The sequence below is a fragment of the uncultured Succinivibrio sp. genome, from assembly GCF_902756765.1.
Lineage (GTDB): Bacteria > Pseudomonadota > Gammaproteobacteria > Enterobacterales > Succinivibrionaceae > Succinivibrio.
Window position 1 is genome coordinate 1 of record NZ_CACVSS010000102.1, and the last position, 5464, is coordinate 5464.

Annotated in this window: 9 protein-coding genes; 3 read left to right on the plus strand and 6 right to left on the minus strand. The window is 37.6% G+C overall.

From position 1 onward, the window contains the following. Nucleotides 1-622: 622 nt before the first annotated feature. Genes QZU45_RS10525 through QZU45_RS10545 form a run of 5 tightly spaced genes read right to left on the minus strand, consistent with a single transcriptional unit; the run spans nucleotide 623 to nucleotide 3106 of the window. Complete coding sequence (locus tag QZU45_RS10525; RefSeq protein ID WP_295355100.1) at nucleotides 623-1369, minus strand: hypothetical protein; 747 nt, start codon at nucleotides 1367-1369, stop codon at nucleotides 623-625. A 20-nt stretch (nucleotides 1370-1389) separates the two neighbouring features. Next, complete coding sequence (locus tag QZU45_RS10530) at nucleotides 1390-2100, minus strand: hypothetical protein (protein WP_295355102.1); 711 nt, start codon at nucleotides 2098-2100, stop codon at nucleotides 1390-1392. Further along, a complete protein-coding gene (locus QZU45_RS10535) occupies nucleotides 2097-2297 on the minus strand; it encodes a hypothetical protein (protein WP_278517222.1) in 201 nt (66 codons plus the stop codon). Before QZU45_RS10535 ends, QZU45_RS10530 begins: the two co-directional genes overlap by 4 nt. Next, nucleotides 2290-2667 carry a hypothetical protein gene (locus tag QZU45_RS10540; RefSeq protein ID WP_295355104.1) on the minus strand — a complete coding sequence of 126 codons (378 nt, stop codon included), beginning with the start codon at nucleotides 2665-2667 and terminating at the stop codon, nucleotides 2290-2292. The genes QZU45_RS10535 and QZU45_RS10540 overlap by 8 nt, the downstream gene beginning before the upstream one ends. Nucleotides 2668-2683: 16 nt before the next feature. After that, entirely contained in the window at nucleotides 2684-3106 is a 423-nt protein-coding gene (locus tag QZU45_RS10545) for a hypothetical protein (protein ID WP_295355105.1), read from the minus strand. Between the two features lie 428 nt (nucleotides 3107-3534). On the opposite strand from QZU45_RS10545, the gene QZU45_RS12520 reads away from it, so the two are divergent. Both QZU45_RS12520 and QZU45_RS10550 read left to right on the plus strand, forming a co-directional pair. Continuing rightward, the gene (locus tag QZU45_RS12520) at nucleotides 3535-3771 is read left to right on the plus strand and encodes a type II toxin-antitoxin system RelE/ParE family toxin (protein WP_366925492.1); all 237 of its coding nucleotides are present in this window, start codon (nucleotides 3535-3537) and stop codon (nucleotides 3769-3771) included. A 5-nt stretch (nucleotides 3772-3776) separates the two neighbouring features. Continuing rightward, a complete protein-coding gene (locus tag QZU45_RS10550; RefSeq protein ID WP_295355106.1) occupies nucleotides 3777-4070 on the plus strand; it encodes a helix-turn-helix transcriptional regulator in 294 nt (97 codons plus the stop codon). 55 nt (nucleotides 4071-4125) lie between these two features. On the opposite strand, the gene QZU45_RS10555 is transcribed toward QZU45_RS10550, so the two are convergent. Then, on the minus strand, nucleotides 4126-4638 hold the full coding sequence (locus QZU45_RS10555) for a hypothetical protein (protein ID WP_295355107.1): 513 nt from the start codon (nucleotides 4636-4638) through the stop codon (nucleotides 4126-4128). A 326-nt stretch (nucleotides 4639-4964) separates the two neighbouring features. Here QZU45_RS10555 and QZU45_RS10560 point away from each other — a divergent pair. Beyond that, on the plus strand, nucleotides 4965-5464 hold a 500-nt coding region (locus tag QZU45_RS10560), incomplete at its 3' end, for a hypothetical protein (RefSeq protein WP_295355108.1).

Genomic DNA, 5464 nt, shown 5'->3' on the forward strand with positions numbered 1-5464 from the left:
ATATATAATTTTATGATGACCATAAATTAGTATAAAGTGATCTGAAATCAAACAGTTACTACTAAAGTTTTATTCAAAAATTTTACTGACCAATGTCTGCTAGATGATCTGATGATTTACCTTTACCGATCTTTTTTATGGTCATCATTATTCTTGAATTTGTTCATCAAAGATCTAATTCAGATTTCATCAATATGATAAAAAGTGCACTGCATAGTTGAGATAATTATATTAAATATAAACAAGTAAAAGTTTTTCTTGAATCTTTTGCACTTGAGGCGTTAGCCATTTCGTGGATAAACTCTAAATTACCACCAAAATCTTCCTGTTGACCAATATCATGCAGAGAGTTTTATGAAAAATTTATTCTTAATACTTGTTTGTTATTATCTGTAAAATCAAAGTCTTTTACCTGAGTTAAATAAAGGATAAGCTTTTTTAGGGCTTATCCTTTATTTAAGTAAGATACTTTATGCATTTATCATCATATAACAAATGAACGATGCGGAGAATAGTATGCCTGAAAAAGCTACCAGAAAAGAAAGGAGCATGAACAGTACTAGTTCCCTATCCTTTCTCAAATCTGCAGCAGTTTCTGCATATGAATATTTATCCATTGAGACTATTCGCCAAGCAGCAGAGCTGATTTCACTCCGTCATTAGGAAGCTTTCCGCCAAAGGCATTATTCTCATAGTTTGTAACATCACCAAAGCAGTCTTTTGCACTTAGATAAAGAATTCCTGGGATTGAATTGTAAGGATAGATTACATCATCCTCATCAAGCTCCTCGATTGTCTTTTTTTTGTCGGCAGCGACTTTAGCTACATCCTCTGGTTTCTTCTCAACAATGTACTGTTTCCATGAGTTGATGATGTAATCATCGGAATAGTTCTCGGTCTGTCTTAACTCCTCATCGGTCATCTTTCTTAATGCCTTCATGTATTGAGAAGCACCAAGAGAACCGAAGTGATAGATACCCATGTATCCACCGTATTTAATGTCTTTAACAACTTTGTTGTCGTCCAGCAGGAAATAAATGTTCTTCTGCACGGTTTTATGCTCGTCATCTGCGGCAATACCTAAAGTCAGAATATCTGCAATGGCATGGCCGGCTGCAGATGCTCCGGAGCGTTCACCGACAAAAGAATAGCCGACAATATCATTACCCTGAACAGTCTTTGCTGCATAAGCTGGAGTTCCGATCAGCTCACGTACATCAGTTAAAGTGGACTGATCTTTAGTAATGAACTTCTCTACCCTGGTTACATCTAACAGTTTCTCATTGCGGGTGGTATGGTGGTTAGTTGCACAGCCGGTTAAAGCAATAACAGAAGCTAAACCAAGAGTTAGAGTAATTTTCTTCAACATATTTTCACATTCCTTAATAGTTATTTGTTACAGGTAATTTCGTTACAGTAGGTGTTTATTAGTAGTTTGGGGTGAGCTGCTATCTTTTCACCGTCCTCCTTATTGATAGTTACGTTTTTGTTTAGGGTAAGCTTTGCGCCTAAGAGCTTATTAAGCTTGTCGTTCAGCATTAAATCGAAATCTGCAGAAGTCTTTTGCTGCTTGTCGGTATCAGCTTCGATGACATAGCGGGAGAAGTTGACGTCGCTTTGAAGATCGTCTTCAGAAAGATCGGTAACACAGTAGGCGTTGGCTGCAGTTCCTTTGGCTGTTCTGCTATATAGGTACTTATATCCAAATACGTAGCCCTCTTTGATATTGCCACTGTTATCAGTCATCAAAGCAATATTCTTGTTGGTCATGGCTACGGCCTCAATGTCATCGTTGAGGACGTTAGCCTTGTTATGTCGCATCTCATTTACAAAGGTTAAAGCTGGGTTATAGCCTTCAAAGGGATAGTTAACCTTATAGCTATATACGTATACGTCACCATCAGCAGTCTTTGATACATATGAAGGTGTTCCCAGAACCTTACGGACTTCACTGATGTTTGTTCCTTCTGCAGCAACTGACTTTAGAGCATAAATATCTCCAAGCAGATGACCTTCACGGTCTGCATTCGGATGAGCACAGCCGGTGATGGTCAGAGCTACGGCCATGGCGGATAGAGCCATGCCTAATCGTTTAATCATATAAAACCTCTAAAACTGTTTCGTTTAGCCTGTCTTAGCTTTATTTCAATGTTGTTGATTGTATAGTTAAGAGCAATGCAGATATCCTCTGTTAAGGGGCTAAAATCGCACCTTTCCAAGGCCACATTGTTTCCAAGACGCATTAAACGCTGTTTTACGAGTTCCTGTTGCTGTTTAAGATGTTCCAGACTAACCATTTGCAGCCTCCTCTGCTTTATAGACAGGAATACCGGTGAGATCTTTCCAATAGTAAGGAGAGCCTTTGCGAACCGGTTTTGAGCAGTTGTTGTCGCTCTGTTCAAAGTGATAGAGCCAATCGGTACATTCACTTATGAGTCGTTCCTCCTCGGCGGGATCAGTAGACTCAAATTCTCCGGTATAGAAGTCCAGAACACGTAATACTTCAAGCTTGCGGGCGTATCGGTATAGGAGTTCAATCTGCTTGCCGCTGAAACCGTAACAGTTTCCGCGCAGAGAGATATGGAGGTTATAGTCAGAACCGTAGTGGGTGAGAATCTCTTTGACTTCTTTTAATAAGGTCTTTTTATCTTTCTTTAAAATAGCCATTTGTAAATCTCCTTGATTAGACCACGAGAGAACGTTCCAGATAATCCTGATTGACAGCAGCTCCCTGTTCCTCTTTAAAGAGCTTAAAGGCGGTAGATAGATGGGAATTACCAGAGGAAAGTGTCAGGCTGTCGCTGTCAAATTCTGTAGTTTCATTAGTCATGACAGCTATCTCCCAATAGGACAGTCCCTTGAGGAAATCTTTTGCGACTTTTACTTCATAGCTGTTTGTAGTCCATGGATAATCCTTAAAGACAACGCAGACAAGGTCTGATTCGGAATCGTCGTTATGAATGATTCCTTTAAAGGAGAACTGTTTTGCCTTCTTATGCCACAAAGCCTTACCAAAAGCCTGAAAGAAGTCAAAAGGCTCCCATTTCTCGTATGTTCTGTAATCTTCAGCTCTGACCATTACGTAGACTAAATTTGACTGCTCCATATACATATCCTTGTGTTAAAGATTATCTTTAAATTTACTCTAGCACGTGTAATGTAACATTACAATATATAATGTAACGTTATATGTTATAATAAACACAAAATATATATAACGCACTGTATTTAAAGAGATTTTTTATCTAAAAAAGGAGGTAATCCTATATGTCCATTTAGTTGGCCTAACTCAAAAAATTAGGAACGCAGTATCTGATGTTTTAGAAGAATTATTTAATGTATTTGATTGTTCTTTTTGAAATATGACTGCATAAATGCTATCATTTATATGAGATCATCGGTGAATTTAAATGTTCAAAAATCGTTTTTTACAGAGATTGCAAAGGTGATTCGGAAGTAGAGGCTTTTCTTGACAAACTAGCAGAACAAGCCACTGTTAGTAAGGATGCAAGAATTCAACTTAAACAAGTCTCTTTGTGTATTCAGCTTCTTTCTGAACTTGGTACAAGAATTGGGGAAAAGATAACAAAACACATTGACGATGGGATTTGGGAATTAAGACCCGGCAAAAATCGTGTCTTGTATTTTTATTTTCAAGATGACACTTTTGTTTTACTCCATTCTTTTAGAAAGAAAACTCAAAAAACCCCCAAGAAAGAGATAGATAAAGCTAAACGTGAAAGAGCAGATTGGATTGAAAGACAGGAGTAATTAGTATGGACGATTGGATAAAATATAAAAACCGTATCAAAACGACTAAGCCTGAATTAGCAAAAGATCTTGAAGAAGTTGAAGAACTTTCAACTATAGTGGGATCTATGATAAAACAGCGCCATGAAATGGGGCTCTCTCAAAGAGAACTTGCAGAGTTGTGTGCTATTCCTCAGTCCTCTATTGCAAGGATCGAGGCAGGAATAACTTCTCCAAACCTTTCAACTTTACTGAAGATCTTCAATAAACTTGGATTAAAGTTATCTGTCACTCCTATGCTAAACACGGCTAGAAGTTAAGCTGTGTATTACCGCATCTGATTAGAAACTACTGATGCGGTATCATTTTTTTTACCTAAATATTCTTCTGTAGAAAGCTTAAATATGTATCGATAGCTTCACGCTCCTTTGGTGTAGCGTATTCCTTCTGGGCTTCCATCAGTAAGCGTATGACCTTGAAGGCAGTCTTAATATCTGCTTTTGCTTCCTTGTCATCAATAGTGTTGTAGGTATTTTTAGCAAAGTTAGATGGCTTGCTTACCTCGTTTACAAGGTTTCTGAAGCTTTCAGTAATTACTTCTTTATAAGAGTCGGATAATGTCAGTGTTCCGTTCAGGATACGGAGAATGTAATTATTGTTGTTATTGCCGTTCTCAAGCCAGAAATCATGTGCGGTAATGTTGAACAGGGCCAGGAATGCAGCAATCACATCCGGCTCAATTCTGTTTTCCTTAAGAGCTACAAGGTTTTCTTCTTTGGTTGGCTTTTTTGGAGACTTCTTTCTATGCTCTTGAGACTGTTTTAACTGCTGAACTTCTGCTTTTAGCTTATTGATTTCGTCTTCAAGCTGCTTGGAATCTTTGCTCATAGAATCAACCTTCCAGAATGGATATAAAAATAACTCATAATTACAGTATAACATTTGTAATTACAGTATACAAATTTTGAAACAATCAAAAAAAAGCCTCGAAGTGCATTTCTGCAGATCGAGGTCTTCTTATTCCTGGTTATAAACCGTATGAGCAATAGGAGTTTCAACCCTAACCTCCGTACACCCTAGTTTTAAACTAGGGTGATTATTCTCACAAATCTCCTAAATATTCTTTTTATTCCACTGTTTTTTAAGATTTTTTCTTTATCTATTTCTATTTTTGTTATATCATAGTCCATAATATATTTTAATAGACTATTTATATGACAGACACTCCTGATATCAAATGGAATTACTCCAGCTATACCGACAAAATGGGTAGAACCTACATCATCTCTTATTACAATAAATGGGACACTGTTAAGAAACAGTCTCGAGTTGCCAAAAGAGTCCATGTCGGCAGACTTAATGCTGATACCGGTGAAGTTTCTCTAAGTAAAGCCTTCCTTGAGGAACATCCTGAATATATCTGTGAATCTGTCTTTTATGAGAATAACCAGCTGGTGGTCAGGTCTGATGAAGATGCTCAGGAAATCAAGAAAGAAGCAGAAATTGATTTATCCTGGAGATGTGACTGTATTTCCTTTGGCTTAACCTATACCTTATGGGAGATGGCAAAGAAACAGGCAATAATAAGTTCATTAAAAGCTGTTTTCGGTGATGATGGTGTTGAGTTTCTCAGACTTGGTATTTACGAACTCTGTTCTCACGGTATGGCTATGCATAACTATGAGGACTGGCTTTCCATGTATTACCTTCCTGA

Coding starts and splice junctions, on each gene's coding strand:
- QZU45_RS10525 (WP_295355100.1), bottom strand. CDS start 1,369: ATGTTGAAGAAAATTACTCTAACTCTTGGTTTAGCTTCTGTTATTGCT.
- QZU45_RS10530 (WP_295355102.1), bottom strand. CDS start 2,100: ATGATTAAACGATTAGGCATGGCTCTATCCGCCATGGCCGTAGCTCTG.
- QZU45_RS10535 (WP_278517222.1), bottom strand. CDS start 2,297: ATGGTTAGTCTGGAACATCTTAAACAGCAACAGGAACTCGTAAAACAG.
- QZU45_RS10540 (WP_295355104.1), bottom strand. CDS start 2,667: ATGGCTATTTTAAAGAAAGATAAAAAGACCTTATTAAAAGAAGTCAAA.
- QZU45_RS10545 (WP_295355105.1), bottom strand. CDS start 3,106: ATGGAGCAGTCAAATTTAGTCTACGTAATGGTCAGAGCTGAAGATTAC.
- QZU45_RS10550 (WP_295355106.1), top strand. CDS start 3,777: ATGGACGATTGGATAAAATATAAAAACCGTATCAAAACGACTAAGCCT.
- QZU45_RS10555 (WP_295355107.1), bottom strand. CDS start 4,638: ATGAGCAAAGATTCCAAGCAGCTTGAAGACGAAATCAATAAGCTAAAA.